The organism is Streptomyces afghaniensis, assembly GCF_044327915.1.
Lineage (GTDB): Bacteria > Actinomycetota > Actinomycetes > Streptomycetales > Streptomycetaceae > Streptomyces > Streptomyces afghaniensis.
Map to the genome: position 1 here is coordinate 366,711 of NZ_JBIRGJ010000005.1, position 26,932 is coordinate 393,642.

The 26,932-nt window shown below is 72.1% G+C and carries 23 protein-coding genes; 5 read left to right on the forward strand and 18 right to left on the reverse strand.

Annotated features, from left to right (window positions below; all coding sequences use genetic code 11):
* Window positions 1-8: 8 nt before the first annotated feature.
* The 6 genes from ACH4G3_RS20315 to ACH4G3_RS20340 all read right to left on the reverse strand — a co-directional run bounded on the left by ACH4G3_RS20315 (window position 9) and on the right by ACH4G3_RS20340 (window position 5,984).
* A complete protein-coding gene (locus tag ACH4G3_RS20315; RefSeq protein WP_397625798.1) occupies window positions 9-1,259 on the reverse strand; it encodes a glucarate dehydratase family protein in 1,251 nt (416 codons plus the stop codon).
* Window positions 1,256-2,164: a 5-dehydro-4-deoxyglucarate dehydratase gene (locus ACH4G3_RS20320; RefSeq protein WP_397625799.1), complete on the reverse strand. Its 909-nt coding sequence runs from the start codon at window positions 2,162-2,164 to the stop codon at window positions 1,256-1,258. Before ACH4G3_RS20320 ends, ACH4G3_RS20315 begins: the two co-directional genes overlap by 4 nt.
* A gap of 26 nt (window positions 2,165-2,190) precedes the next feature.
* Complete coding sequence (locus ACH4G3_RS20325) at window positions 2,191-3,135, reverse strand: carbohydrate ABC transporter permease (protein WP_397625800.1); 945 nt, start codon at window positions 3,133-3,135, stop codon at window positions 2,191-2,193.
* Window positions 3,132-4,043, reverse strand: coding sequence for a carbohydrate ABC transporter permease (locus tag ACH4G3_RS20330; protein ID WP_020276150.1), 912 nt, complete (start codon window positions 4,041-4,043; stop codon window positions 3,132-3,134). The genes ACH4G3_RS20325 and ACH4G3_RS20330 overlap by 4 nt, the downstream gene beginning before the upstream one ends.
* Entirely contained in the window at window positions 4,040-5,359 is a 1,320-nt protein-coding gene (locus ACH4G3_RS20335; RefSeq protein WP_397625801.1) for a sugar ABC transporter substrate-binding protein, read from the reverse strand. Before ACH4G3_RS20335 ends, ACH4G3_RS20330 begins: the two co-directional genes overlap by 4 nt.
* A gap of 232 nt (window positions 5,360-5,591) precedes the next feature.
* Window positions 5,592-5,984: a DUF5997 family protein gene (locus tag ACH4G3_RS20340; protein WP_397625802.1), complete on the reverse strand. Its 393-nt coding sequence runs from the start codon at window positions 5,982-5,984 to the stop codon at window positions 5,592-5,594.
* 58 nt (window positions 5,985-6,042) lie between these two features.
* On the opposite strand from ACH4G3_RS20340, the gene ACH4G3_RS20345 reads away from it, so the two are divergent.
* Entirely contained in the window at window positions 6,043-6,837 is a 795-nt protein-coding gene (locus ACH4G3_RS20345) for a LysR family transcriptional regulator substrate-binding protein (protein ID WP_397625803.1), read from the forward strand.
* A gap of 45 nt (window positions 6,838-6,882) precedes the next feature.
* On the opposite strand, the gene ACH4G3_RS20350 is transcribed toward ACH4G3_RS20345, so the two are convergent.
* The 4 genes from ACH4G3_RS20350 to ACH4G3_RS20365 form a co-directional block, all read right to left on the reverse strand.
* On the reverse strand, window positions 6,883-7,647 hold the full coding sequence (locus ACH4G3_RS20350; RefSeq protein ID WP_397625804.1) for a DUF4142 domain-containing protein: 765 nt from the start codon (window positions 7,645-7,647) through the stop codon (window positions 6,883-6,885).
* Between the two features lie 142 nt (window positions 7,648-7,789).
* Entirely contained in the window at window positions 7,790-10,612 is a 2,823-nt protein-coding gene (locus ACH4G3_RS20355; protein ID WP_397625805.1) for a beta-L-arabinofuranosidase domain-containing protein, read from the reverse strand.
* 234 nt (window positions 10,613-10,846) lie between these two features.
* A complete protein-coding gene (locus ACH4G3_RS20360; RefSeq protein ID WP_397625806.1) occupies window positions 10,847-11,533 on the reverse strand; it encodes an HAD family hydrolase in 687 nt (228 codons plus the stop codon).
* 44 nt (window positions 11,534-11,577) lie between these two features.
* On the reverse strand, window positions 11,578-12,054 hold the full coding sequence (locus ACH4G3_RS20365) for an Lrp/AsnC family transcriptional regulator (protein ID WP_397625807.1): 477 nt from the start codon (window positions 12,052-12,054) through the stop codon (window positions 11,578-11,580).
* Window positions 12,055-12,263: 209 nt separating this feature from the next.
* Here ACH4G3_RS20365 and ACH4G3_RS20370 point away from each other — a divergent pair, with 209 nt between their 5' ends.
* On the forward strand, window positions 12,264-13,754 hold the full coding sequence (locus ACH4G3_RS20370; protein WP_397626171.1) for an FUSC family protein: 1,491 nt from the start codon (window positions 12,264-12,266) through the stop codon (window positions 13,752-13,754).
* A gap of 121 nt (window positions 13,755-13,875) precedes the next feature.
* The gene (locus ACH4G3_RS20375; protein ID WP_397625808.1) at window positions 13,876-14,904 is read left to right on the forward strand and encodes a lactonase family protein; all 1,029 of its coding nucleotides are present in this window, start codon (window positions 13,876-13,878) and stop codon (window positions 14,902-14,904) included.
* Window positions 14,905-15,001: 97 nt separating this feature from the next.
* Here ACH4G3_RS20375 and ACH4G3_RS20380 read toward each other — a convergent pair whose 3' ends face one another.
* The 4 genes from ACH4G3_RS20380 to ACH4G3_RS20395 all read right to left on the reverse strand — a co-directional run bounded on the left by ACH4G3_RS20380 (window position 15,002) and on the right by ACH4G3_RS20395 (window position 18,966).
* Window positions 15,002-15,925, reverse strand: a complete 924-nt coding sequence (locus ACH4G3_RS20380; RefSeq protein ID WP_397625809.1) for a sirohydrochlorin chelatase — start codon at window positions 15,923-15,925, stop codon at window positions 15,002-15,004.
* A gap of 126 nt (window positions 15,926-16,051) precedes the next feature.
* Window positions 16,052-16,969 (reverse strand): N-acetylglucosamine kinase, encoded by a 918-nt coding sequence (locus tag ACH4G3_RS20385; protein ID WP_397625810.1) that lies wholly within the window; start codon window positions 16,967-16,969, stop codon window positions 16,052-16,054.
* 110 nt (window positions 16,970-17,079) lie between these two features.
* The gene (locus ACH4G3_RS20390) at window positions 17,080-17,757 is read right to left on the reverse strand and encodes a uracil-DNA glycosylase (protein ID WP_031120513.1); all 678 of its coding nucleotides are present in this window, start codon (window positions 17,755-17,757) and stop codon (window positions 17,080-17,082) included.
* Window positions 17,758-17,868: 111 nt separating this feature from the next.
* Window positions 17,869-18,966, reverse strand: coding sequence for a WD40/YVTN/BNR-like repeat-containing protein (locus tag ACH4G3_RS20395; protein ID WP_397625811.1), 1,098 nt, complete (start codon window positions 18,964-18,966; stop codon window positions 17,869-17,871).
* Between the two features lie 261 nt (window positions 18,967-19,227).
* Between ACH4G3_RS20395 and ACH4G3_RS20400 the strand changes: the two genes are divergently transcribed.
* The gene (locus tag ACH4G3_RS20400; RefSeq protein WP_397625812.1) at window positions 19,228-19,812 is read left to right on the forward strand and encodes an Rv1733c family protein; all 585 of its coding nucleotides are present in this window, start codon (window positions 19,228-19,230) and stop codon (window positions 19,810-19,812) included.
* 76 nt (window positions 19,813-19,888) lie between these two features.
* On the opposite strand, the gene ACH4G3_RS20405 is transcribed toward ACH4G3_RS20400, so the two are convergent.
* Window positions 19,889-21,943 carry a HEAT repeat domain-containing protein gene (locus ACH4G3_RS20405; RefSeq protein WP_397625813.1) on the reverse strand — a complete coding sequence of 685 codons (2,055 nt, stop codon included), beginning with the start codon at window positions 21,941-21,943 and terminating at the stop codon, window positions 19,889-19,891.
* 139 nt (window positions 21,944-22,082) lie between these two features.
* Complete coding sequence (locus tag ACH4G3_RS20410) at window positions 22,083-23,750, reverse strand: isovaleryl-CoA dehydrogenase (protein WP_397625814.1); 1,668 nt, start codon at window positions 23,748-23,750, stop codon at window positions 22,083-22,085.
* Window positions 23,751-23,825: 75 nt separating this feature from the next.
* On the opposite strand from ACH4G3_RS20410, the gene ACH4G3_RS20415 reads away from it, so the two are divergent.
* Window positions 23,826-24,584 carry a PaaX family transcriptional regulator C-terminal domain-containing protein gene (locus ACH4G3_RS20415; protein WP_397625815.1) on the forward strand — a complete coding sequence of 253 codons (759 nt, stop codon included), beginning with the start codon at window positions 23,826-23,828 and terminating at the stop codon, window positions 24,582-24,584.
* Between the two features lie 79 nt (window positions 24,585-24,663).
* On the opposite strand, the gene ACH4G3_RS20420 is transcribed toward ACH4G3_RS20415, so the two are convergent.
* Window positions 24,664-25,452 (reverse strand): pectate lyase, encoded by a 789-nt coding sequence (locus ACH4G3_RS20420; protein ID WP_397625816.1) that lies wholly within the window; start codon window positions 25,450-25,452, stop codon window positions 24,664-24,666.
* Between the two features lie 55 nt (window positions 25,453-25,507).
* Window positions 25,508-26,488 (reverse strand): pectate lyase family protein, encoded by a 981-nt coding sequence (locus ACH4G3_RS20425; RefSeq protein WP_397625817.1) that lies wholly within the window; start codon window positions 26,486-26,488, stop codon window positions 25,508-25,510.
* Window positions 26,489-26,932 lie beyond the last annotated feature (444 nt).

Here is a 26,932-nt window from a genome sequence, read left to right on the forward strand (position 1 = left end):
CACGCCCGTCACCAGCGGGGCAGCCGCAGCTCGTACTCCGGCTGGATCCGCCGCATGTAGCCGGTGTCGTCCCTGCCGCGCATCCCGGAGTCGACGTAACGCCGGTGCAGCTGCTCCAGCTTGTCGTGGTCGAGCTCGACACCCAGCCCCGGCCCGGCCGGCACCCGCACCTCCCCGTCGCGCAGCTCCAGCACACCGGGGACGATCACGTCGTCCGCCGAGTTCCACGGGTAGTGCGTGTCGCAGGAGTGGTCGAGGTTGGGGATGGCCGCGGCGACATGGGTCATCGCGGCGAGGCTGATGCCCAGGTGCGAGTTGGAGTGCATCGACAGGGCGATCCCGAACGCCTCGCACACGGCTGCCAGTTCCCGGGTGCGGCGCAGTCCGCCCCAGTAGTGGTGGTCGGTGAGCAGGACCTGGACCGCGTGTCGTTCGACGGCCGGCCTCAGATGCTCCCAGGCGATCACGCACATGTTGGTCGCGAGCGGCATGGGCGACTCCTTCGCCACCTCCGCCATGCCGTCGATGCCCTTGGTCGGGTCCTCCAGGTATTCGAGGACGCCGTCGAGTTCACGGGCGACGTACTTCGACGTCTCCACCGTCCACGCCACGTTGGGATCCAGCCGCAGCGGCTGCCCGGGGAAGGCCTCGGCCAGTGCCCGGATCGCGGCGATCTCCTCGTCGGGCGGGAACACGCCGCCCTTGAGCTTGAACGACCTGAAACCGTACCGCTCCTGCATCAGCCGGGCCTGCTCGACGATGCCGGCCGGGTCGAGGGCCTCGCCCCAGTCGTCGGTGACGGCCGGCCGGCCGTCGAGCGCGGGGTGCTCGGCCCACTTGTAGAAGAGGTACGCGGCGAACGGCACCGAGTCGCGGACCGTGCCGCCCAGCAGATCGCTGACCGGGCGGCCGAGCAGCTTGCCCTGCGCGTCGAGGCAGGCCACCTCCACCGCCGAGGTGGTCCAGCCCCGCTCGTGCGAGCTGGGCACGGTCGGCAGCAGGGCCGCGTCGATCGCGGCGGCGACGGCGGTGGTGTCGAAGACGTCCATGCCGGCGACCACCTTCGCCGCGGCCTGAAGCCGCTCCAGCCGGGCGGTGCCGCCCGGGGACTCGCCGAGCCCCACCGTTCCGTCCTCCAGGACGAGTTGGAGGATGACCCGCAGTGCCAGCGGCTCGTGCACGCCGTTGGAGTTGAGCAGTGGCGGGTCGCCGAAGGCGATCGGGGTGACGATCAGCTCCCGGATGCGCGTGGGGCTCATGCGGCGGCCACCTCCAGTCCGTGGTCGAGGAGTTTCGCGAGCCTGGCGATGTGCTCCGGTGCCGGATCCAGCAGCGGAGCGCGTACGCCGCCGACGTCCAGGCCGCGCAGCGTCACGCCGGCCTTGACGAGCGACACGGCGTACCCGGGAACCTCGTCGCGCAGGGCGACCAGCGGGCCGTAGAACTCGTCGAGGAGCCGCGAGACCAGCGCCTCGTCGCCCTCGGCGAGGGCCCGGTGGAAGGCCAGGGCGATCTCCGGGGCGAAGGCGAACACCGCGGAGGAGTACAGCTCGACGCCGATGCCCTGGTAGGCGGGCGCGGTCATCTCGGCGGTGGGCAGCCCGTTGAAGAACTGGAAGTCCTCCGTGCCCGGCACGGCACGCACCGCGCGGACGATGCGGTGCATCCGCTCGATGTCCCCGATGCCGTCCTTGAGGCCGACGACCCCGGGCAGGGCGGCGATCTCGGCGGCCGTGTCCGCGGTGAGCCGGGCGGAACCGCGCTGGTAGAAGACGACGGGCAGCCCGGTGGCCGCGGTGACCTCCCGGACGTAGCGCACCAGGCCCTGTTGCGGGGCGCTGACCAGGTAGGGCGGCAGCAGCAGGATGCCGTCGGCGCCGGCGCGCTCGACCCGGGCGGCCTGGTCCCGGGCGACCGGTGCGGGACCGCCGGCGGCCGCGAGGACCGGTACCCGCCCGGCGGTCGTCCGCACCGCGACCCGGGTCGCCCGCTCGATCTCATCGGCCGACAGGGCGTGGAACTCGCCGGTACCGCAGGCGACGAACACACCTCCGGCGCCCGCGGCGACACCCGACTCGATGTGCTGGGCCAGCCGTTCCTCGTCCAGTGAACCGTCCGCCGCGAACGGCGTGACCGGGAAGAACAGCACTCCGTGGAACTTCATGTCTCCCTCATACGTGGGGGGGGTGGTCAGCCCTTGGTGGCACCGGCGGCGATGCCGGTGACCAGCGAGCGCTGGAGGAGCAGATAGACGATCAGGCTGGGGATCAGGGCGATCACCGCACCGGCCAGCACCACCCCCGAGCCGACCTCGGGGTCGGTGCGCAGGATGGACAGGGCGACGGTGACCGTGTAGTCGGTGGGGTCCTTGGCGGCGATCAGGGGCAGCAGATACTGGTCCCAGATCATGATGAAGCCGAGCACCCCGGCCACGCCGAGCGCGGGCTTGCACAGCGGCAGGATGACCTGCCACAGCATCCGCAGCTCACCGACGCCGTCGATCCGGGCGGCCTCCTCGATCTCGGCGGGGATGTCCTTCATGAACTCGGTGAGCACCATCACCGAGAAACCCCAGGCGCCGAGCGGCAGGATGACGCCCCAGACGGTGCCCTTCAGATCGAGGCCGACCACGGGCACATGGCCGAGGACCAGGGACAGCGGGATGGCGATGACCTCCTCGGGGAGCATCATCGTCAGCATGAACAGGGTCAGGACCAGTGCCTGCCCGCGGAACCTGTGCCGGGCCAGCGCGTACGCGGCGAGCGTGCAGACGACCAGCTGGAGCAGCAGTCCGCCGCCCGCGATGACCAGGGAGTTGCCGAAGTAGTCCCAGATGCCGCGCTCGCCCGCCACCTGGAAGTTCAGCAGGGTCGGGTGGTGGGGGAGGAACGACAGTGTCGAACCGCTGGCCTTCTCGCTGAACGAACCGGAGAAGACCGTCACGAACGGCGCCGCGAAGACGCCAAGCGCGAGTACGCAGAGCAGGACGCGCAGTGCCCAGGCGAGGCCCGGCCGGTCGCTCCAGCCGAGGGCGGTGTCGAAACGGGCGGGGGTGGTGCGCTGATTCCCGGCGGACTTCCCCGCGGGAGAGGCGGTCACCGGGGTCCGGACGGGGTCGATGGCGGGCGCGCTCATCTCACGTCTCCCCTCTTGCGGAAGTAGTTGACCGTGACGGTGAGCAGCAGCGTCACGCAGAGCAGGAGCACGGAGGCGGCTGAGGCGCCGCCGATGTCGTTGCGGGAGAAGCCGAGGGTGTAGGCGCGGGTCATCCACACGTCGGTCGACCCGGCGGGGCCGCCGCCCGTGAGGACGTACACCTCGGTGAAGACCCGCAGTCCGCGGATGGCGGCGAGGGTGAGGACGATGCCGAGGGCCGGGCGGATCGCGGGCAGGGTGATGTGCCGCAGCCGCTGCCACAGCGACACCCCGTCCATCGCGGCGGCCTCGTACAGCGAGCGGTCCACGCCCGCCAGTCCGGCGAGGATGATCACCATGTTGTACGGGGCGAGCATCCAGATGCCCATGGCCATCGTCGCCCACAGCGCCGTGTCGGGGTTGTCGAGGTACGGCACGGGCCCCAGGCCGAGGAGCCCGAGACCGCTGTTGATCAGGCCGTCGGAGGTCGGGTAGTACATCAGCCGCCACATCTCGCCGACCACCGCGGTGGCGGTGACGACGGGCAGGAAGACGGCGGTCCGGATGATCCTCAGCGAGCGGGCCTGGCCTTCCAGCAGCAGGGCCAGGAGGACGCCGGCGACGATGCCGCCGAGGGACATGCCGATGCCCAGGACCAGCGTGTGGCCGATGGCGTCCTGGAAGCGGTGGTCGGTCAGGACCCGTGTGTAGTTGTCGAGGCCGACCCACTGGTCACCGAGGAAGGGTCGCACGTCGAAGAAGCTGAGCCAGACGCCCTTGCCCATGGGGAGGAACTTGAAGACCAGCGCGAGCAGCAGACCCGGCGCGAGGAACAGCCAGGGCAGTACGGCCTTCTTGCTGAGGAACCGGGCTCTGCGCGGCCCGGGTGTCGTCACGGTCGCGGTCATTTCAACAGGTCCTGGTCCTTGAGGTCACCGGCGAGGGTGTCGTTGAGTTCCTTGAGACCGGCCTTGACGTCACTGCCGCAGTACGTGAAGAGCGCGTTGAGCGCGTCGGCGGTGTCCTGCTTGACCGGTGCGAAGTCGGGCGCGTTGGGGAACTGCACGGAGGCCGTCTCGTAGGCCTTCTGCACCACGCTCCAGCGCGGATCGTCGCGCACCTTCGCCGCGTCCAGCGTGGAGTTGACGGGGATGCGTACGACGGGCTGGTGGTCGCCGGTCATGGCGAGCGTCTGGCCCTCGGGGGAGATCAGGAAGGCCGCGAGCGTCTGTTCCAGCCTGGCCTTCCCGGTCTTGGCGCCGAAGTAGACGTTCTCGCCGTCGGCGAGCACGTCGTTGTTGCCGGCCGGGCCCGACGGCGCGGGCAGGACCTCGTACTTGTCCTTGCCGAGCGCCTTGTCGAAGGTGGAGATGTTGTACGGGCCGGTGAGGTACATCCCGGCGTTGCCGTCCTGGAAGTTGGTCGTGTTCGCGGTGACGGAGGTGAGGGCGCTGGGCTGTATGACACCGTTGTCACCGCAGAAGAGGTTGTTCTTCATCCAGGTGACGGTGCGCAGGGCGGCAGCCGAGTCCATGGCGGGCCGGTAGCCCGTGCCGTCCTTCTCGATGATCCGCACGCCGCCCTGCCACAGCCAGCTGGCGCCCCACCAGGCGACATAGCCGTTCTGCGCGCTGCCGGGCACGACCATGCCGTACGTGTCTTTCTTGCCGTCCCCGTCCGGGTCGCGGGTGGCGAAGGCCTTGGCGAGGGCGAGCGTGTCCTGCCAGGTCTTCGGCTGCGGCAGGCCGAGCTTCTCGCGCCAGTCCTTGCGCACGAACAGCGTCATGGCCTGTCGGGAGTACGGGATGCCGTAGTGCCTGCCGTCGCGGCCCACGGTGGACGACCAGGACTTGGCGGTGATCTCGTCGTGTCCGGCGATCGAGCCCGGGGTGATGGGCTTGAGCAGGCCCTGGGCCTGGTAACTGCCCATCAGGGCCGTGTCGTTGATCATGACGTCCGGCAGGTCCTTGGTGGACGCGCGGCTCTGCAACTGCTGGTCGAAGTTCATGACCGGCTGGTAGTCGATCTTGATACCGGTCTTCTCGGTGAAGGCGGCGAACACCCTCTTGTAGGTCTGGGCGGAGTCCGGATCGCTCCGGGTCCACACCTCCAGAGTGTTCGGATCGTCGGCCCCGGCGCTGCCGGAACCGGAGCCGCAGGCGGCCGTTCCGAACAGGAGACCCGAGACGGCGAGTGCGGCAGCCAGGCGTCGGCGATCCCGCATAGATGGCTCCGTTGCTCTGTTCATATCCGTGAACCAACTTCACGAATCTAAATGATCGGCCAAGCTAGGATCGTTTCATCACCATGTCAATACATGGCTGAAATATTTCACCGAGGTCACACGAGGCAGCACGAGACCGCACGAGACCGCACGAGGCCGTGCGCGGCCCCGGAGAACGACAGCGGCCCCAACCGGATGGACCGGTTGGGGCCGTGTGGGAGAAGGTTCGAGGTCAGCCGCGGTGCTCGGCGCGCTCGGCGTTCCTCTTCTTGATGCGGGCCGCCTCCTTGCGGACCTCAGCCTGGGTGGCGCGCTCCCGCTGCAGCCACTCCGGGTTCTCCTGCTTCAGCGTCTCGATCTGCTCGGTGGTGAGGGGCTCGGTGAGGCCGCCGCGGGCGAGACCCGCGATCGAGACGCCGAGCTTCGCCGCGACCACCGGGCGAGGGTGCGGGCCGTTGCTCCGCAGCTCCTGAAGCCACTGCGGGGGATTCGCCTGGAGCTCGTTCAGCTCGGCGCGCGAGACGACACCCTCCCGGAACTCGGCGGGTGTGGCCTCGAGGTACACACCCAGCTTCTTCGCCGCGGTCGCGGGCTTCATGCTCTGGGTGCTCTGGTGCGACGTCATGCCGTCCAGCGTATCGAGCGTGTGCACGCCCCCCGACCACGGCCGGTAACCTGGCCAGGTGACAGGCTCGGATGAATCTCCCTCGTTCCGGCTCGTGTACGTCCCCGGGGTGATGCCCGACAAGTGGGTGCGCATCTGGAACGAGCGGCAGCCCGATGTCCCGCTGGCCCTGACGCAGGTGCCCGCCGGAGAGGCGGCGGCCGGGCGGCTGCTGGACGGGGACGCCGACGCGGGCCTCGTACGCCTCCCCGTCGACCGGACGGTCTTCAGCGCGATCCCCCTCTACACCGAGCAGACGGTCGTCGTCGTACCCCAGGACCACCTGGTCACGGCAGTCGACGAGGTGTCCCCGGAGGACCTGTCCGACGACATCGTGCTGCACCCTCTCGACGATGTCCTCGACTGGGAGAAGCTTCCCGGACGGCCCGCCCTGGAACGCCCCGCCACCACGGCTGACGCCATCGAACTGGTCGCGGCGGGGATCGGCGTGCTCGTCGTCCCGCTGTCGCTCGCCCGCCTCCACCACCGCAAGGACCTCACCCACCGTCCCCTCAAGGAAGCCCCCGAGTCGAGCGTGGCCCTCGCCTGGCCCGAGGACGCGACGACGGACCTGGTGGAGGACTTCATCGGCATCGTCCGCGGCCGCACGGCCAACAGCACGCGCGGCCGCAGGCCGGCTGTTTCGGAGGGGAACCCCAAGGGCGGCGCCCGGAGAAAGCCGGGGCCTGGGGAGTCGGCGGCCGGGAGGCCGGCGGCTGCGAAGTCCACGGGCAAGGGCGGGCAGCCGGCCGGCCGGAGCGGGCGCGGCGCCCCGAAGGGCGGCAAGCGCGGCAAACCGCGCCGCCGTTCGTAGCCCGGGGACCCGCCGCCGGAGCGCGACCCCCGGCCCGCCCCTGGTTCACCCGGCCGTCGGGGACGGCTGCGGCTGCCCGTAGGACGGGTTGGGGGCGACCGTCTCCAGATCCTTCAGGTTCTCGGGGATCTCCAGCACCCGGACCGGCGCACCCGCCTGCGGGGCCGGCGGCGTCACCTGTTCCTGGGGCATCTTGGGCGGGGCGGTTATCTGGAAGCTGACCTGCTCCTGGTTGACCATGCCGGTCTTCTCCAGGACCGAGATGTGGTCGAGCACGGTGTCGTTGGTCTGGTCGGCGAGCTCCCGCACGAGGGTGTTCCGGGTGGTCGCCCGGATCTTGGCAACCGTCGGGAAGATCCCGCCGTGCGCGACACGCATGATGTTCACCGCGGTGGAGTCGAACTCCTTGCCGGTGGCGCCCTCCGCCGTCGCCACGAACTGCTGTTGCTGCGGCGACGGCTCGTTGGGCAGGGTGATGCCCAGTTCGAGGGAGATCCTGCGGGCGGTGCTGTCGAGCCGACCGTGTCCGACGATCAGATGCTCGCCTGCCTCCTTCATCTCTGGCGTCGTGCCCCGCTTCAGCACCAGGTTGCCCAGCGGGTACTCCCACAGTCCGGCCGCGCGTACCTTGACCACGAAGTCGCGGTCCGCCTCGGTCAGCGGACCGTACTGGGTGTTGGCGATGATGCGGTCCTGGCCGGAAGCCGCGTTTTCCACGCCCAGCATGCTCGGGTAGGCGAGCGCGGTGAGCGTAAGGATCATCGCACCGCCCACGAACGCGGTTCCTGCCGTGCTGCGCGAGATGCGCATCGTGCCTCCTGGGATATGAACGGCCCAACGCCAGGAGATACGTATGCCAGGGGCGAAACAATCACCGCTGCCGCAAAAAAGTTCGGTGAACCGGCCGGCCCGGTGCCGAGGGCGACACGGCACCGGACCTGGGCGGGAGGGCTCAGGGCCGGTACGAGGCCGCGCCCGCCGTGTTCACCACCTTGTCGCCGTCCGCCCTGCTCAGCAGCCCGGCCGGCACCCACGCGTTCACCGTGGACCGCACCCGCGCCACCAGCGCCCCCTTGTTCCGGAACGGCGCCCCGGCCCAGACCTCGTCCAGCAGCGTGGTGCCGTCGGCCTTCGCCGGGTTGGCGACGCCCGAGTCCCGTCCGCCGAACACGACCTTCGGCTCCGAACGCCGGAAGTAGGCGTGCGTCGGATCCTCCGTCCCCTCGAGGAACGGCGCCCACTCGGTCCCGCCCAGCGTGAAGTGCAACGGCTTGCCCGGAACCGGCGTGAGGGAGTGCGACAGATCGCCGGACAGCCCGGCATCGCGGTACAGCCCGACCTTCAGGTACTCCGTGGTGGCGTCGCGGGCGACGAGGTTGACCGGGCCGTGGAACAGGGTCTGCAGGGACGAGTCGTCGAGAGCCTTCTCCACCCGCGTCCGGAACGGCATGGCGATACGGACGGTGTCGCCGGCCCGCCAGGTCCGGGACACGTCGAAGTAGCTCCCGGGCTTCGGCGTCCCGGACACCGCACGCCCGTTGACGGTCACCCGGAACCCGGCGGTCGCCCACACCGGCACGCGCAGCCGCAGCGTGAAGGAGGCCCGGCCGCCCCCGAAGGCCAGCGTGCTGCCCTGCTCCTCGGGGAACGCGGTGGTCTGCGTGACCGTGACGCCCTTCTCGGCCCAGGTCAGCGCGGACGGGCTGTACAGGTTGACGTACAGGGCACTGCCGTCGGCCTTCGCGAAGTACACCGAGTCCTGGTACTTCGTGGCGCTCTCCATGCCCGTGCCCTCACAGCAGGTCGTGCCCTGCTTGGGCGTGTAGTCCCGGACATGACCGGGTGTCAGCCCGATGAAGTACGTGACGAGCGGTTTCTCGGCGTCCGGCTTGTCCTGCTTCGAACCGAGCACCTGGTTGTACAGCGCCCGCTCGTAGTAGTCCATGTACTTCGGGTCCTGCTCGTGGAAGAACAGGGTCCGGCTCAGCTTGAGCATGTTGTACGCGCAGCAGGTCTCGGCGGTGGCCCCGCCGATGGTGCCCGCGATCACGTCCCGGGCCTTCCAGAACTCCCCGGTGCTGGTGCCGCCGATGCCGTACATGCGGTGCGGTACCACCATGTCCCAGAAGTTCTTCGCCGCCGTCAGATAGCGCTCCTCGCCCGTCTCGTCGTACAGCCGCACATAGCCGGTGAAGATCGGGATGTGCTGGTTGGCGTGCAGTCCGTCGAGGATGTCGGTGTTCGCCGCGCACGCGTCGATCAGCCGGTCCAGGTCGAACAGCCTGGCCAGCGCGAGGTGTTCGGCCTTGCCGGTGATCGTGTGCAGGTCGCAGACCGCCTCGACGATGCCGCCGAACTCGCCGCTGGAGAAGATCCCCCACATGCGCTGGAGCGTGGACTCCGGCAGCCTGGACAGCCGGGAGTACATCCAGTCGCACATGCCGGACGCGAGCTCCAGGGCCCGGTCGTCGTCCGTGGCCGTGTACGCGTCGAGCAACCCCCTGAGGATCTTGTGCGCGGTGTAGTACGGCGCCCACACCTTGGTGTAGTCGGGACTGGTCCTCGACTCCAGGTCGATGAACTGCGTCTCCGGGTACGCCGCGAGGAACCCGGGGTGGCTGGGCCCGCCCCAGGTGCGGCGCAGCGTGGCGGTCGGGTTCCGGCCGGAAGCATCGGCGAACGTCCCGCCGGACGTCTCGTCGAAGGCGTACGACGCCAGGTCGCCGCGGCCCGTCGAGGCGTCGGCGGCCCGGCGGCTCTGCAACTCGGTGATCTCTGCGGCGGTCAGCGCCCGCGAGAACACGTTGAACTCCTCGTAGGCGCCCGCGAAGACCGGGTCGGCGGAGTAGTTCGAGCGGCCCAGCCAGTTGTTCTTCAGCGTGCCGAGGGCCGCCGGGGTGAGGCTCATCGCGGTGTTGCGTGCCACGGCGGTGCCGTTGACGTAGAGGGTGCCGGTGCCGCCCGCGACCGTGACCGCCAGGTGGCTCCACTGGTTCAGCGGCAGCGCGGCCGTGCCGTCGATGGCCTGCTCGCCGCCGGCGCCCGATGTGGTGATGGCGAAGCGCGGCACTCCGGCCTGGTTGCGGGCGGCCAGATACAGGTAACGGGTGGTGTCGTCGCCGAAGTCGAAGACCCGGGTCCAGTTGGCGTCGTGCGTGGGCCGCACCCAGACGGAGAGGGTGATCGCCGAGGCCCCGCCGAGCACGGCCGCCGGAAGATCCACGTACTGGTAGGAGCCACGTACCTGATCCGCGCCGGTCCCGAACTTCCCCGGGACGCTCAGCACAGCCGGATCCCGCCGCAGCGCCGCGCGCACCTCGGTCAGCGCCCCGACCATGGTGCCGATCCGGTCGGCGAACACCCGCTCCTTCGTGCCGCGGTACGCCTGCGCCAGCATGGTCAGGAAGTGGCCGGTGTAGTGGCCCCGCAGGTTGCCGTTGGCCTCACCGTCCAGCCCCTCCCAGCCGCCGGGGGCGACCGCGCCCGCGGTGGAGAGGCCGGCGTTGGCGCGGAACACCTGGAGCAGTCGGTTCACGTCGTAGCCGCGCGCGTGGTCGAGCATCAACTGCCGCTTGTCGGCGAAGAGTCCGGGGCCGAGGGCCACGTCCTCGAGGGCGAAGGGCTGGACGGTCCATGCGGACGGGGCCGCCGTCACGGCTGTTGCCTCCTGAACAGTGGCCGCGGCTCGGCCGGTCGTGGTGAGAGAGACCGCAGGGGTCGCCGCCGCCAGTGCCGCGGCCTGGAGAAGGGATCGTCTGGAGAGGGGCCGGGCCATGTGCTCCTCCATGAGAGGGCCTTGTTCGTTATCACGAACAGTGTGCGGGGGGTCGGCCAGACGTTATGCGCGGGGTGGGAGGGCGTCAACGCTGCGGACGGGATCGGTGCTCAGAACTGATCGGGACGGGGAGCGCGGGCCAGGGCGGCTCCCCGAGCAGCCATGCGACGTGGTCCAGGAACGCGGCCGCGATCCGCGAGTCGCACCGGTGACGTCGCACGGCCGCCCACACGGCTACACCGTGCGGCACAGCCAGTCATACGCCGTCTGCGCCGTGAACTCCTCCTGGCCGCCCCGCAGCAGCAGGTCCGCGGTGGCGAACTCCGGTGCGTCGGCCTGGGCGGCGACGTAAGGGAGGGCGATGCAGCGCATCCCCGCCGCGTGCGCGGCGGCGGCGCCCGGGGCGGCGTCCTCCAGGACCACGCAGGCCACCGGGTCCGCGCCGAGCCGGCGGGCCGCCTCCAGGAAGACGTCGGGGGCCGGCTTGCCGTGCGCGACCTCGTCCGCCGAGACGACGACCCGCAGGTGGGCGTCCAGCCCCGTGCCCGCCAGGACCGCCGCGATGGCCTCGGGCGAGGACCCCGAGGCCACGGCCATGGGAACGTCCTCGGCCGCCAACAGCTCGACGAACTTGCGCATCTCGGGGTACGCGCGCGTGGAACTGCGCGCCAGTTCCAGGTAGCGGCGGTTCTTGACGGTGAACAGCTCCTCGACGGAGGCCCGCAGGCCGTACCGCTCGATCCAGTCCGCGACCGTCTCCTGCGTGCTGATGCCGACGTAACGCTCGTGGTCCGTCCAGCTGAAGTCGGTGACGCCGTGCTCGGCGAGCGTCTGCCGGCCCGCCTCGTAGTAGTTCGGCTCGCTGTCCACGAGCGTTCCGTCGAGATCGAAGATGACCGATATGCCGCCGAGATTGCTCATGGTTCCAGCATGTCAAAGACCATGATCCGCAGACCGCCAGGGGGTCAGGACCGGGCCGCGCGGCCGATCGACTCCACCAGCGGCAGCAGCCGGTGGGGGACGCGCTCGCGCAGGGCGATCTCGGTGCGGGTGCGGACGACCCCGGGCAGGCTGATCAGCTTCTGGACGACGTCCTCCAGATGCGCGTTGTCCCGCGCCACGACCCGGGTGAGCAGATCCCCGCCGCCCGTGATGGAGAACGCCTCGACGATCTCGGGCACCGCCGCCAGCGCGTCGCCCACCTCGTCGAGATGGCCCTGGGTGACCTCGATGTGCACGAACGCGAGCACCGGGTGCCCGAGCGCGGCGGGGGAGAGGGCCGGTCCCGTTCCGGTGATCACGCCGTCGCGCTCCAGACGGTCGAGCCGGGCCTGCAACGTGCCCCGGGCGACGCCGAGGATACGGGCGTACTCGCGCACGCTCGTGCGCGGCTGCTCCAGCAGCAGCCGCAGGATGCGGGTGTCGAGCTCGTCCACGGCCATGCCGCGCCCTCCTCGTCCGTTGGCCCTGCCACGGCCGCTCCCTGGCCGCCCAGGCTGTACCAATGGCCCAGTCTAGGAGGAGCCTGTTGAGCCAGTGGCGTCCGGGATGCTGATATGGACGCGTCGATGGCGCTGCGGACCCCGCGGCGCCTTTTTCATGCTTGCTCATCCGGCGTTCGATCCGGTGGGGTGAAGGAGGGCGGTAAGTGGTGCTGAAGAGGGTGTTCGTGGCTCCGGATCCGGGGCGGACGCGGTTGCGGTTCGCCACGCGTGCCGTGCTCGGCATCGCGCTCGCGGTCGCCGTGTGCGGCCTCGCCGGACACTCCCTCACGGGAGCCGTCACCGGCGGCCTCGCCGCCCTGCTCGCCCTGTTCACCGTCACCGACGCCACGGTCCGGGGGCAGGCGGTCACCACCGTGCTGCTGCCCGCCGTCGGACTGCCCGTGCTCACCGCTGCGGCCGGACTGCACGACCACCCGGTGGCCCGCGACCTCACCTTCCTCGCCGTGGTCGGCGCGGGTGTGTACGCGCGCCGCTGGGGGCCGCGCGGGCACAGCCTCGGCGTGTTCGCGTTCATGACCTTCTTCGTGGCGCAGTTCCTGCACGCCACCACGGACCAGCTGCCCGAGGTGTACGCCGCGGTCCTGCTCTCCGTCCTCGCCGCCGCAGTGGTGCGCTTCGGGTTCTGGTGCTACGAGCGCCGCCTGCCCCCGCCCGCCGTGCCCGCCCCGCCGGGCGGCACCGGCCTGGCCCGGGTGACCACCCGCCAGGCGGTCCAGGCGACCGCCGGCGCGGGTTTCGCCCTGCTCGTGGGCCAGCTGGTGTCCGGGCAGCGCTGGTACTGGGCCGTCGGCGCCACCTGGTGGATCTTCGTCAACACCACCTCGCGCGGCGAGACCCTCGTCCGCGGCTTCCGCCGGCTCCTCGGCACGGTCATCGGCATCGCCCTCGGCCTGCTCGTCGCCATGCCCGTCGACGGCGACCCGACCGTCACGGCCGTCCTCGCCGCCTCTTGCGTCTTCGGCATCTTCTACACGGCCGCCGTGTCCTACACCTGGATGATGCTCTGGGTGACCCTCCTCGCCGGACTGCTCTACGGCCTTCTCGGAGTGCTCGGCCCGGGCCTGCTCGCCCTGCGCCTCGCCGAGACCGGCGTCGGCGCGCTCGGCGCCGCGCTGGCCGTGATCCTCGTCCTGCCCGTCACCACCCACAGCATCACCGACGCCTGGATCCAGCGGGCCCTGCGCTGTGTCCACGCCTGCACCGCCGAGACCGCCCGGCGTCTGGCGGGCGCGGCCGACGCCGACCCGGCCCCGCGGGTGGCGGAACTCGAGCAGCTGCTCGCCCGGGTACGGCTCTCGGTCGCCCCGCTGGTGCACCCGCTGAACCCGATGCTCGGCCGCAAGCGACGCGCCCGGCACGTGCTCGCCCTCCTCGACGACTGCGCCCGGGAGATCCGGGGGCTGGTCGCCGTCGCCGCCGACCCCGAGGCCTCCCACGACGCCCGTCTGGCCGCCGCCTGCTATCGCGTGCAGGCCGCGGTCGAGGCGCTCACGGACGGCGGAGACGTCTCGGTCCAGGCGGACCAGCCCGCCACGACGGAACCCGCCCTGGCCCACCTGCACGGCCTGGAACGCGCCCTGTCGGAACTCGCCCGACCGCTGCGCACCCCCTCGGGTTCGCCATGGGTCGGGGCGTGAGCGCGGCATACCCCTGAGCGGGTCCCGCTCAGTCCTTGACCGTTTGGTCTAGACCGCGCATGATCGGCTGCGCGGTCATTCCGGGCCTTTGAGGGACGAGTGCGGGGCGAGAGGGACAGCGGTGGCTGACAGCGGCAGGCGGCGGGCGTACATCGGTTCGTTCACGGCGGCCGGCGGCCCCGGGATCGTGACGGCGGCCGTCGATGCCGACAGCGGCGCGCTGACCGCCCTGAGCAGCGTCGACGCCGTCCCCGACCCCTCCTACCTGGCCCTGTCCCCGGACGCCGACATGCTGTACGCGGTCAGTGAGACGGCCGAGGGCGCGGTGGCCGCGTACCGCGTCGACGGGGAGAAACCCGAGCCGGCCGGGCCGCCCGTGCCGGTCGACGGGAACGGTCCGACCCACCTCAGCCTGTTCGCCGGACACGTCCTGACCGCCAACTACGGCTCCGGCAGCGTCACCGCGGTCCCCGTCCGCCCCGACGGCACCCTCGCCCGGTCCGCCGCCCACGTGCTCCAGCACACCGGCGCGGGCCCGCACACCCCGCGCCAGCACGGACCGCACGCCCACCACGTGCAGCCCGACCCGAGCGGCCGCTGGGCCGTCAGCGTCGACCTCGGCACCGACTCCGTACGGGTCTGCACGCTGACGGACGGCACTCTCGCCCTGCACCGGGAGACCGCCCTGCGGCCCGGCTCGGGCCCGCGGCACCTCGCCTTCCACCCGGACGGGTCGTACGCCTACGTCGTCAGCGAGCTCACCCCGTCCGTCACCGTCTGCCGCTGGGACGCAGCCGAGGGCGTGCTGACACCGCTGACCGAAACCCCGGTGCTGTCCGGCGCGCCGGCGCGCGACGCCTACCCCTCGGGCATCGTCACCTCGCCCGACGGTCGCTTCGTGTGGACCGCCACCCGTGGCGAGGACGTCCTGTCCGTGCTCGCCGTCGAGGGCGAGGAGCTTCGGCTGACCGCCACCGTGCCCTGCGGCGGCCGCTGGCCACGCGCCCTCACCGTCTCCGACGGCTTCCTCTACGTCGCCAACGAACGCTCCGGCGACGTGACGTGGTTCGTCACCGACCCGCGCACGGGCATCCCGCGACGCGCCGGCTCGATCAGAGTGACGGCGGCGTCGTGCGTGATCCTCGGCTGACAGGAGCCGGGGAATCCGCGCCGACGGCGTCGGTTCACCTCGACGACGAAGGCCCGCCCCCGACCGGGGCGGGCCTTCTCGGTCGTACCGGGCGACGTCAGCGAACCGGCGTGCCCTGAGCCTGCTGCGGCGTGATCCCCAACGCCGTCGTGTACTTGGCCAGCGCCAGCTTCCCGATCGCCGGGTACGGCCCGAGCGACTCCGCGGCGGAGCACCCCGCTTCCTTCGCGGCCTCCTCGACCAGCCCCGGCTCGATCTCCGGGCCGATCAGATACGGCGCGAGGGCCAGCTGCTGCGAACCCGAGGAACGCAGCTGCTCGGCGACGGACGCGATGGAGCCCTCCTGGTCCAGGGCCGCGGCCATCACCGGCACCGCGAGGCGCGCGGCGAGCAGCATGCCGGTGATCCCGGCCGCCTGCACGGCCTCGTCACCGCCCACGGAGGCCAGGATGATGCCGTCGGCGGCGGTCGCCACGGTGAACAGCCGGGCACGGTCCGCGCGGGCCAGACCGGCCTCGGAGAGCCGCACGTGCAGCGCTTCGGCGAGCAGCGGGTGCGGGCCGAGGACATCGGTCAGCTCGGCGGCGATCCGGCTCTCCATGACGGCCTGGCGGACCCGGCGCAGCAGCGCGCTGTCCGGGCCGGCGAGCAGCGGCACGACGACCGCGACGGGCCCTTCGGGCTCCCTGACGTCCATGCCGGCGGCACGCGCCTGCTCGAAGCGGGCGGTGCGCTCCTCGGCGGTGTAGGTGAGCACGGCCTGAAGCGTGGGGAACTCCGCGTTGTCCCCGTCGAGGTACCCGATGCGGGCGTCGATGCCGGGCAGCTCGGAGCGGGCGATGCTCACGACCTCTTCGGCGAGGCTGCGGGTGGCGCTACTGGGCGTGCCCGGCACGGCGAGGACGAGCGCGGGCGCGCCCTCGGGAGCCACCAGCGGCTCCGGACGGCGGTGCCGTCCGGGCTGGCGGGGTCGCGGCATTCGTACTGGGAGGCCGGACTCGGGTCCAGTGGGGGAACTCATGGCGCCGCATGTTACTGGCTTCTTGGGCTCCCCTGTTCGGGGAGGGGGCAGGTGAGCGGTATCCGTCCGGTTTTGTCTGATGAGTTACGTACGGATGGAATGACGTGCTGATGGTGCCCGACCGGATCAATCACCCGAGAGGGTTGTCACACTCAGCAGGGCCTCGTCACCCGGCAGGGTGAGCGGGCCGGCACGCAGTTCGGCCGCCATGCGCACCGAGCCGTGCAGCGGATCGCCCTCGGCCGGCAGCCGCCGCACGTGCGGGAGCCGCTTCGCCAGCTCCTCGTCCAGCGGTACGAGGAGCGGGTCGCCCATCTTGAACAGGCCGCCGGTGACGGAGACGCGCGACGCGTCGCCGGGCGGGCACACGGCAGCCGCCGAGTCGGCCATGTGCCGGGCGGCCGCGCGCAGGATGCCCGCCGCCACGGGGTCCCCGTCCGCGCACGCGGCCACCTGGGGCGCGAACGAGGCGAGCACGGCGGGCCGGTCCGGCCGTGGATACAGTGCGCCGGGCAGCCCCGCCACGGGCCCGAACACCTCCTCGGCACAGGCCAGCAGCCGGGCCGAGCCGTCCTCCCGCCCGTCGTGGGCCCGCAGTGCGGCCTCCAGCCCGGCCCGCCCGATCCAGGCACCGCCGCCGCAGTCGCCGAGCAGATGACCCCAGCCGTCCGCCCGACGCCAGCCCGCCAGGTCGGTGCCGATCGCGATCAGGCCCGTACCACCGGCGATCACGGCACCCGGCCGGTGCCCGAGGGCACCCGCGTACGCGGTCACGGCGTCGGCGGCCAGCGCCACCCTCCGTACGCCGAACTCCCGGGCCAGGGCACTCGGCAGTTCGGCGCGCAGCCCTGCACCGAGGGAGGCGAGCCCGGCCGCGCCGACGACGGCGGCGGTCAGCCGCACAGGACCGGCCTCGGCGATCAGGGCACGCACCAGGGGCACGAGCCGCGCCATGAAGTCCCCGGGGTCGATGCCCCGGCCGCCCGTGCGTACGGGCTCGTCGGACGCCCGCCGGGCGAGCGGTCCGCGCTCGGCGGTTCCCACGACCACCCGGAGTCCGGACCCGCCGGAGTCCACGGCGAGAAAGCCGGAGCCTTCCGAAGCCGAGCCCTCCGAAGCCGAGCCCTCCGAAGCCGAGCCTTCCGACGCCCCGGTCACGGCAGGCGCCAGTCCACCGGTTGGCCGCCCTGGCGGATCAGCAGGTCGTTGGCCCGGCTGAACGGACGGGAGCCGAAGAAGCCCCGGTCCGCCGACATGGGGGAGGGGTGGGCGGATTCCACGGAGGGCAGGTCGCCGAGCAGCGGGCGCAGGTTGCGGGCGTCACGGCCCCACAGGATGGACACCAGGGGCTTGCCGCGCGCCGCGAGGGCCCGGATCGCCTGCTCGGTGACCTCCTCCCAGCCCTTGCCCCGGTGCGCGCCGGGCTTGCGCGGGGCGGTGGTGAGCGCCCTGTTGAGCAGCAGCACACCCTGCTGCGTCCACGGCGTGAGGTCACCGCTGGACGGCTGCGGCAGGCCCAGATCGGCGTTCAGCTCCCGGAAGATGTTGATGAGGCTGCCGGGCAGCGGCCGCACCTCGGGCGCGACCGAGAACGACAGTCCCACCGCGTGTCCCGGGGTCGGATACGGGTCCTGACCGACGATCAGGACCCGTACGTCGTCGAAGGGCTGCTGGAAGGCCCGCAACACGTTCGGCCCGGCCGGGAGGTAGGTGCGTCCCGCGGCGATCTCCGCGCGGAGGAAGTCCCCCATCGCGGCGACGCGTTCGGCCACCGGTTCCAGGGCCTTCGCCCAGCCCGCTTCGACGATTTCATGCAAGGGTCGTGGTGCCACGGGCGTCACCCTACTGCCGTACGGGCAGCGGCGATCAACCGGTGGCCAAGGCCCGCTCGTAAGCCCATCCGTCGCCTCGCCCCCCGCCTCGTCCCCCGTCTCGTCCTCCCCTCAGCCGACGACCGCGGCCCGCACGCACAGCACGTCCGGCAGATGCGAGGCGAGCTGCTGCCAGCTGTCGCCGTCGTCCGCCGAGGCGAACACCTCGCCGTTGCGGTTGCCGAAGTAGACACCCGCCGGATCGGCGTCGTCCGTGCACATCGCGTCGCGCAGCACCGTGCCGTAGTGGTCCTCCTGGGGCAGCCCCGCCGAGAGCGGCTCCCAGCTCTTGCCGGCGTCCGCCGTCCGGTAGACCCGGCACCGGCGGTCGGCCGGGACCCGGTCGGCGTCGGCGTTGATCGGGAACACGTACGCGGTGTCGCCTCTGTGCGGATGCGCGGCCGCCGCGAAGCCGAACGTGGACGGCAGCCCCTCCCCGATGTCCGTCCACTGCGCGCCCGCGTCGTCGCTGCGGTAGACACCCCAGTGGTTCTGAAGGTAGAGCCGGTCCGGGTTCGCCGAGTCCCGGGCGACCTTGTGCACGCACTGGCCGAACTCCGGGTTCGGATCGGGCAGGAACACCGCGGAGACGCCCGAGTTGGAGGGCGACCAGGTCGCGCCGCCGTCCAGCGTGCGGAACACGCCGGCGGTCGAGACGGCGACCGTCACCGCCTTGGGATCGCGCGTGTCGGTGAGCACGGTGTGCAGGCCCTCACCGCCGCCGCCCGGCATCCACTTCGACCGCGTGGGGTGCTCCCACAGGGGCCGGACGAGCTCGAAGGTCTCCCCGCGGTCCTCCGAGCGGTACAGCGCGGCCGGTTCCGTGCCCGCGTACACCACGTCCGGCTCGGCGGCGGCCGGGTGCAGCTGCCACACCCGCTCCAGGGAGGCCCCCGTCTCCTTGGGGAACTTGACGGCCGGCCGGGCCGGTTCCGTCCAGCTCCGCCCCAGGTCGTCGGAGTGGAACACGGACGGGCCCCAGTGCGCGCTGTCGCCGCCGGCCAGCAGCCGCGGGGTCGCGGTGCGGGTGTCGATGGCGACCGAGTACACGGCCTGCGCGTTGAAGTAGGGGCTCTCGTCGAACTGCCAGGCGCCGCCGTCCCGCCTCCGCCCGATGAACAGGCCTTTGCGCGTGCCCACGGCGAGCAGTACCTCGGTCATGCCGATCACCTCCGCGGCGTCGTCGTCGACGCCCTCGTCTCAGACACGGGCCAGTCTGCACCCCACCACTGACAGTCACCCCCGGAGCGGACTCCGGCGCAGGTCAGGACCGTGTCGGCGCCGCGTGCGGGCGTCCGCCGCCCTCGCCCGCGAAGGCGCCGCCACGGGCCGCGGCGCCCTCCCGGGGTACGTGCAGTGAGCATCCAGCGGCCCGCTTCCGTATGGGGAGGGCGGCGGGATGGTCATGCGCTCGTGAGGAGGATGCCTTCGATGGCGTTACGTGGTCCGAAGGTGTGGCTGTGGCGCTGGCGGCGCAATCCGCTCAAGCGGCGCGCCGACAGGGTGGAGGCCTGGGTGGTGCTGGGCGTGTGGCTGCTCACCGTGTTCGTCGGGGTGCTCGCCGGCATGACGGTGAGCCGGTCCGTCGAGGACGGGCTGGCCCGCGAGCGCGTCGAGTGGCGCCCCCTCGTGGCCCGGCTCGCCGAGCGGGCTCCCGGGACGGCCTCTGAGAACGGCGACGTCTCGCACGCCGAGCAGGTGTGGGCGGAGGCACGGTGGACCGCCGCGGACGGTTCCTCGCACTCCGGCCAGGTGCGGGTCCTGGCGGGCAGTCAGGCCGGTTCGCCGATCACCGTGTGGACGGACCGCGAGGGCCGCCAGGTGACCCGACCCGTCACCGAGTCCCAGGCCCGCGTACGCGCGTGGCTGATCGGCGGCGTGGCGGGCGTCTGCGCGGCGGTCGTGCCACTCGCCGGTGGCCGCGCGGTACGCCGCCGCCTGGAACGCCGACGCATGGACCAGTGGGACGCCGAGTGGTCCCGCTTCGGCCCACTGTGGGGGCGCACGACGGGGTGATCGGTCGGGGCGCATGACGAGGTGACCGGGCGGGGGCCCACCCCGACGAGTCCGGGCCCACCCCGGCCCGGCCGCCCTACCCACCGCCCTCCCGGCCCAGCGCCCCCCGGCACACCCGCAGCAACACCTCATCCTCGTGGATGCCGTGACTGTCGTAGCAGCCGGAGCCGGCCCGATGCCGACGCGGGGACATGAGTTCCGCTCGGAGCAGGTCGTGCAGGGGCGCTCCCCTGGAGCCCAGCGCTGCCACGCACCCGGCGATCGCCGTGCGGGTGCGCGGGTGCTCGACCCATGCGGCACGGAGGACGGGAAGGACCTGCTCCCGTTCCGGTTCCCCGGTGATCCGCCACACCGCGCACGCCGCCGCGGCCCGTTCCGACGCCTCGCCGGAGCCGGTCATCCGGCGCAGCCCGGGCAGGGCCGTACGGGCCGCCGGCCCCAGCCGTCCGAGCACGTCCGCGGCCGCCGCGGGGCGATACCGGCCGCTCCCGGGGTCCGTCAGGTTCCGTAGCAGTACGGGCACGACGGCTTCCGCCTCACCCGTGACCGACCACAGCGCGTCCGCTGCCGCGACGGCGCAGTCGGTCTCCAGCAGCCCGCGAAGATCCGGTATCGCCTCGCGTGCGGCGCCGCCGAATGCCCCGAGGGCACGGACCGCCGCCCCCGTGACGGCGTCGCGCAGCCGCAGCCCGTCCGGCATGCCACGCAGCAGGCGCAGCACCGACGGCAGGGACTCGGCGTCGCCCAGTGCCGTGAGCGCCGACAGGAGGGGAACGGCCCGCTCATGCGTGTCGGGGGAGTCGGGCGGAACGCGGGCGAGGCGTCGCCGCAGGGCGGGCGTGAGCGGCGTGGCAGCGGGGCCCAGGTGGGGTGTCACCAGCCCCAGGTCGTGCGGTACGACCGGCCCCGCCAGCACCTCGGCCAGCACCGGTGTGGCCCGCGGGTCCCCGGCTCTGGCCAGCGCCTTGAGCGGGCCGCCCAGCGTCGGGGCCCTCCGCTCCCCGTGACGTATCCGAAGCTCGGGACGGCGGATCACCAGGGCGTGGAGGTGGTCCGCGGCGGGCAGCGCCAGTTCGAAGAGCTCCACCAGGACGGCGACGGCAGCGTCGTGCAACCGGACCTCCTCGGCGCCCAGTTGGGCACCTATGAGGGCGACCGGCTCCGCCACGCCGGTACGCCACTCGCGGAACAGCCCGGCCGACATCCACACGGCGTTGCACCGGTCCAGGGGATCCGGGCTGGTCAACTGCCCGCACAGCAGGGCGACCCGGTCGGCCACCCGGCCGCCGAGCGCGGTGTGCAGGGTCCGCAGCAGCCGGGAGCCCTCCTCGTCCGAGGGGCGCAGCCGTCGCAGCCGCCCGGCGAGCGTGTCCACACCGGGGCCGTCCTGGGCCGGTCTCCCGCGCGAGCGCTGCCCGGACCTGTCCCGGAGCAGCCCGACCACGGTGGGTACGAGATCCGCGGGAAGCAACTCCGGTGCGCACTGCGCCAGCTGCCCGAGCGCGGCCAGTCGCAGCCCGGGCTCGTAGGGCGGCCCGCTCAGCGCCGCCAGCAGGTCCACGGCCTCGGCGGCGTGGGCATCGCCGCCCGGCGGGTGCCGCCGTGCGAACAGGCCGAGGCCCTCGGCCAGGGCGAGCCGGACCCGGTCGTCCCGCTCCACGGCGATCCGCTCCCGCAACAGGGCGAGCACACGCGCCGGCCGGTCGAGGAACCGCACGAGGGCCGCCGGGGCCGCCCGGCGCACCCCGGCGTCCGCGTCCCCCGCCAGCCGGGCGAACACATCGCCACCCGCGCTCAGGGCGGCACGGGCCCTCGCGGCGAGATCACCGCCCCCGCCCCCGCCGCCCCCCTCCCCACGGGCCCCACCGATGCTGACGAGGAGCTCGATCACCCCCGCCCGGTCGCACACCTCCTCACGGACGGCGAGCGCGAGGAGAAACGGAACGCAGGCGAGCGTCGAGTCGTACACGTCTCCCCGGTGGTGCACGGCGCCGTACATCCGGTCGAGCGCGGTCTCCCGCTCGGCCGGGTCGGCGGAGGCAAGTCCCCGGAGCAGCCGGGGCACGTCCTCCGCGCTGCCGTCGGCATGCCGCAGCGAGGCCCAGTCGACCTCGTCGATCCCCCTGAACACGTTGTCCTCCCCAGGCGAAGTGCCAACTGACGGGGAGTCTGCACCACGGCACTGACAACGAAGCGGAATCGGGCGATGACTGTGCGCGAACTGTGTGCTGGTTGGCCGACAGCGGCTCGGTCGCCCGGGCGAGGGTGGTTCAGTTCCCGCCGGGCAGCGCACGCTCCACGATCGAGCCGAGCCCCGCACCCTCCGGCAGCGTCCCGAACGCGTGTCCCCAGTCGCCCCCGAGCCGGGTCGCGCAGAAGGCGTCGGCGACCGCCGGCGGGGCATAGCGGACGAGGAGGGAGGCCTGGAGCGTCAGGGCCATCTCCTCCACGAGCCGGCGGGCCGTCGTCTGCGACGCCTCGGACAGCCGGTTCCTCAGCCGCGTCACGGCCGCGTCCAGCCGGGCGTCCGCCCCTCGGGCGAGGGCGAACTCGCTGAACAGGGCCTCGGCCGTGCCGGGTTCGCGGCTCAGCGCCCGCAGCACGTCGAGGGCGTTGACGTTCCCCGAGCCCTCCCAGATCGACAGCAGCGGAGCCTCGCGGTAGTGCCGGGGCATGCCCGAGTCCTCGACGTAGCCGTTGCCGCCGAGGCACTCCAGGGCCTCCGCGGTGAAGGCCGGACCCCGCTTGGTCACCCAGTACTTGCCGACGGCGGTGGCGATGCGGCGGAACGCCGTCTCCTGGGCGTCCCCGCGGATCGCCCGGTCGGCCGCCCGGGCCAGCCGCAGGGTGAGCGTCGTGGCGGCCTCGGACTCCAGCGCGAGATCGGCCAGAACGTTGCGCATCAGCGGCTGGTCCACCAGCCGTGCGCCGAACGCGCTGCGGTGCCGCGCGTGGTGCCCGGCCTCGACGAGGGACTTGCGCATCAGAGCGGCCGACATCATGACGCAGTCCAGCCGCGTGCAGTTGACCATCTCGATGATGGTCTTGACGCCCTGCCCCTCGGGCCCCACCAGCCAGGCGACGGTCCCGTCGAACTCGGGCTCGGAGGAGGCGTTGGACCGGTTGCCCAGCTTGTCCTTCAGCCGCTGGATGCGGAAGGTGTTGCGGGTGCCGTCGGGCAGCACGCGCGGCACCAGGAAGCAGGACAGGCCGCCCGGGGCCTGCGCCAGTACCAGGAACACGTCGCACATCGGCGCCGAGGTGAACCACTTGTGTCCGCGCAGGGTGTACACCCCGGGTTCGGACGTGGGCGTGGCCGTCGTGGTGTTCGTCCGGACGTCGGAGCCGCCCTGCTTCTCGGTCATCCCCATGCCGGCCAGCAGCCCGCGCTTCTGTGCCGGCACCCGGAGCCCGGGCTCGTACTCCCGGCTCGTCAGCAGCGGCTCGTAGACCTTCGCCAGCTCCGGCTGCCTGCGCAGCGCGGGTACGGCCGCGTAGGTCATCGACGTCGGGCAGCCGTGGCCGGCCTCCGTGTGCCCCCACACCAGTCCGCCGGCGGTCCGGGCGACGTGGGCCCCGGGCCGGTCGTCCGCCCAGGGCGACGCGGCCAGTCCCGCGGCGATCGCGGCGCCCATCAGGTGGTGCCAGCTCGGGTGGAACTCGACCTCGTCGACGCGGTTGCCGTACCGGTCGTGCGTCCGCAGCTCCGGCTCGTGGCGGTTGGCCAGGTCGGCCCACTCCTGCGCCTGGGCGCTGCCGGCCTGCCTGCCGAGCCGCCGCAGGTTCTCCTCGGCCCACCCGGCGCCCTCCCGCCGCAGCCCCTCCAGCAGGGCCGGGTCCTCGGAGGCGTCGTACGGGGCGAGCGGCGGGGCCTGGTTCGTGACGTCGTGCGTGGCGGGTCCGCCGTACGCCCGCTGTTCGTCGAGAGTCGAGACCATACGCCGAGTGTTGCACTACTCCTACGGTCGCAGCAATCCTGCAACACCGATTTCCGCCGCGTACAGTACGTGACCATGCCGATGAACGTCCCGGCGCGGCCCGGCGCGCTCGATCTGCGGCCGCTGTCCGCGCGGTCGGTCGTGCTGAGCCTGCTGCTCGGCACGCATCCCCCCGAGCTGCCGGTCAGGGAGCTCGTGCGGCTCGTGGAGGGCTTCGACGTCGGCGGCTCCACGCTGCGGGCGGCGCTCAGCCGCATGGTGGCCGCCGGCGATCTGCGGCGCACCGACACCGGCTACCGCCTCAGCGACCGGCTGCTGGAACGCCAGCGCCGCCAGGACGACGCCGTGCACCCGCGCACGCGCGCGTGGGACGGCGACTGGGAGATGGTCGTGATCACCGCGACCGGACGCGGCCCCGCCGAACGCGCCGACCTGCGCGCCCGGCTGACCGCCCTCCGGCTCGCCGAACTCCGCGAGGGCGTCTGGCTCCGCCCCGCCAACCTGGCCCGCGCCCTGCCCGGCGACCTGGACCGGGTCGCCCAGCACTACACGGCCCGCCCCGGCCGGCCGGCCCGCGAGCTGGCCCGGGACCTGTGGCCGCTGGACGCCTGGTCCGCCACGGCCCGCGCCCTGCTCGCCCACATCGCCGGGGCGCCCCGCCCGGCCGACCGCCTGACCGCCTTCGCCGCCGTCGTGCGGCACCTGCTCGCCGACCCCGTCCTGCCGTCCGGACTCCTGCCCGCCGACTGGCCGGCAGCCGGGCTGCGCGCCGCCTACACCGACTACCAGCGGGAGCTGGTCGGGGAGGTACGCGCGCGCGTGCGGGGCGCATGACGCGGGCGGCCGTGCGCAGCGCCGCCGGGACGCTGCGCACGGCCGCCTTCACCGTGGGGGGTTGTGGTTGCCTCGCGGGCTACTTGTAGGTGATGTCCGAGGTGGAGTAGAGGCAGTTCGTGCTGTCGGGTCCGGATCCGACAGCGGTGTTGTTGTTGTACTTCTGGCAGGGGACGACCTTGCGGCCGGAGTCGTTGCGGATCGTGATGCCCCGCAGCGTCGCCACGTCGTTGCGGTTGACGTTGATGCCGACGAGCCGGGCGGTGGAGCCCGTGCCGGTCACGTCGATGGTGTTGAGGTTGACCTTGCGGGTGTACTGCGTGGAGCAGTCGCCGCAGGAGCGGTAGAGCGTCTTGAACTCCTGCACCGCGAAGTTGGAGATGTTCAGGGTGCCGCCGCCGTTGTGCTGGAAGACCTTGTCCGCCGCCTTCTTCGCGCCGCCGCCGATCACGTGGTACGTGGCGCCGGTGCCGCCGCGGAAGGTGGCGGCGTCCTCGCCGACGTCCTCCCACCAGACGTTCTGGAGCGTGCAGCTGCCCTCGCAGTGGATGCCGTCGGCCGCGGGGGCGCCGAGGATGACGTTCTTCAGCACCGCGCCGTTCGCGAGCTTGAAGATCGGGTCCTGGCCCTCCTCCTGGCCGTCACCGGCCAGGGCTCCGGTGCCGTAGAACCGCTTCATCCCGTAGTCCTTGGTGCCGGACACGGAGATGGTGGAGGAGGTCCCCTGGCTGCCGTTGGGGGTCGGCCAGGTGGCGGCGCTCGCCGTCGGCGCGTTGGTGGTCATGATCATGCCAACCGACAGGCCGAGGGTGGCCAGCGCGCCGGTCAGCGCGCGCCGACGGGCGCGCGGGCGTGTCGCAGAAGTCATGTCCCGATTCCTTCTGTCGTTCGAGCGTATGGGGGGTGTCCGAGCGGACGGGGTGTCAGAGCCTTCCGGCGCCCGCACCCGACGTCACCGAGGCGACGACGGACGAGGCCGGCTCCGCCGAGTAGGCGTACGGCGGGCTGGTGAAGCTGCCGACCCGCGAGATCTCGGTGGCGGCTCCACCGAGGTCGTTGCCGCGCAGGTTGGCGTATCCGTCGACGTCGCTGCTGCGGTTCGTGGTGACCGCGACCTTCGTCGAGCGGAAGACGTTGTTCTCGACCAGCATCTGGGCGCCCATGCGTGAATGGCAGGCGGTGTCGGCGCCCTCGACGTAGTTGTTGTAGAAGTGCCCGGTGCCGAAGCGCAGGCTGGGGATGCGCGAGTACACGTTGGCGAAGTGGTTGTGGTGGTACGTCACCTTCAGCCGGCCGGTGTCCTCGCTCGCGTTGTTGTCGCTGTGGCCTACGAGCGAGCCCTTGAAGTGGTTCTTGAAGGTGTTCCAGGACACCGTGACGTTGTCCGCGCCGTGGTTGACGTCCAGCAGGCCGTCGTAGTGGTCCTTGTCGTGATCGCGGTCGGCCGAGAAGGAGTTGTGGTCGATCCAGACCTTGCTGGACGCCTCGACGGTGATGCCGTCGGCGGGCGCCACCGGCTTGCTGATGTTGAGGTTGCGGATGACGACGTTGGAGACCTTCTTCAGCCGGAGTCCGCCGCCGGTGAAGCCGGACGCGGAACCCACGCCCAGGACGGTCGTGTTGGAGCCGACGTCGACCTGACCGCTCAGCGGGATCAGGCCGTTGACCCGGACGACCTTGGCCGAGTTGCCGGTCACGGCCGACTTGAAGGCGCTCAGGGTGGAGACGGTGACCGCCGAGGCGCTGCCGCCGCCGGTCGTCCCCGCGCCGAAACCGACCGGCGATGTCTCTGCGGCCCCGGCCGGCTGGGGAACGGCCAGGACCGTCACGGTCGCCAGTGCGGATGCGGCGGCGAGCGCCAGGGTGGATCTGTGGACACGTGTACGTGGGGGATGAGTACGCATGTGGGGTGCGTCCCTTCGTGGTGCCTTCATGGTGCCAGGTCGGTCATGTACATGAATGACGTTCGCCATGTTGTTCACCGCGCGCGCCGTGTGCCGCGGGTCCGGAGGTCCTGCCATGCGCCGGGTGTGCACTTACCCAGGCGTGGCGGGCCCGGCGGGCGCCCTGGCGGAGGCGCTTCCGGGTCACACTGCTGAACGGAACGTAGGGGGCAAGCGCTTTCTAGTCAACGCCTCGCGCAGAACACATTCGGCCGGACCTGGTCAGGGCGGTGGTCCTGCCGGGAGCGGCGTGGGAGCGCTTCCATACAGACCATGTCCATGTCACCATGCCGATCGGGCGCTTCCCTTCACGAGAGGGCGGGTCGATGAGGACTCCGCGCATGCGTACGTTCGTCACCGGGCTCGTGTTCATGCTGCCGGCCGTCGGCGTGCTCGCCCTGTCTC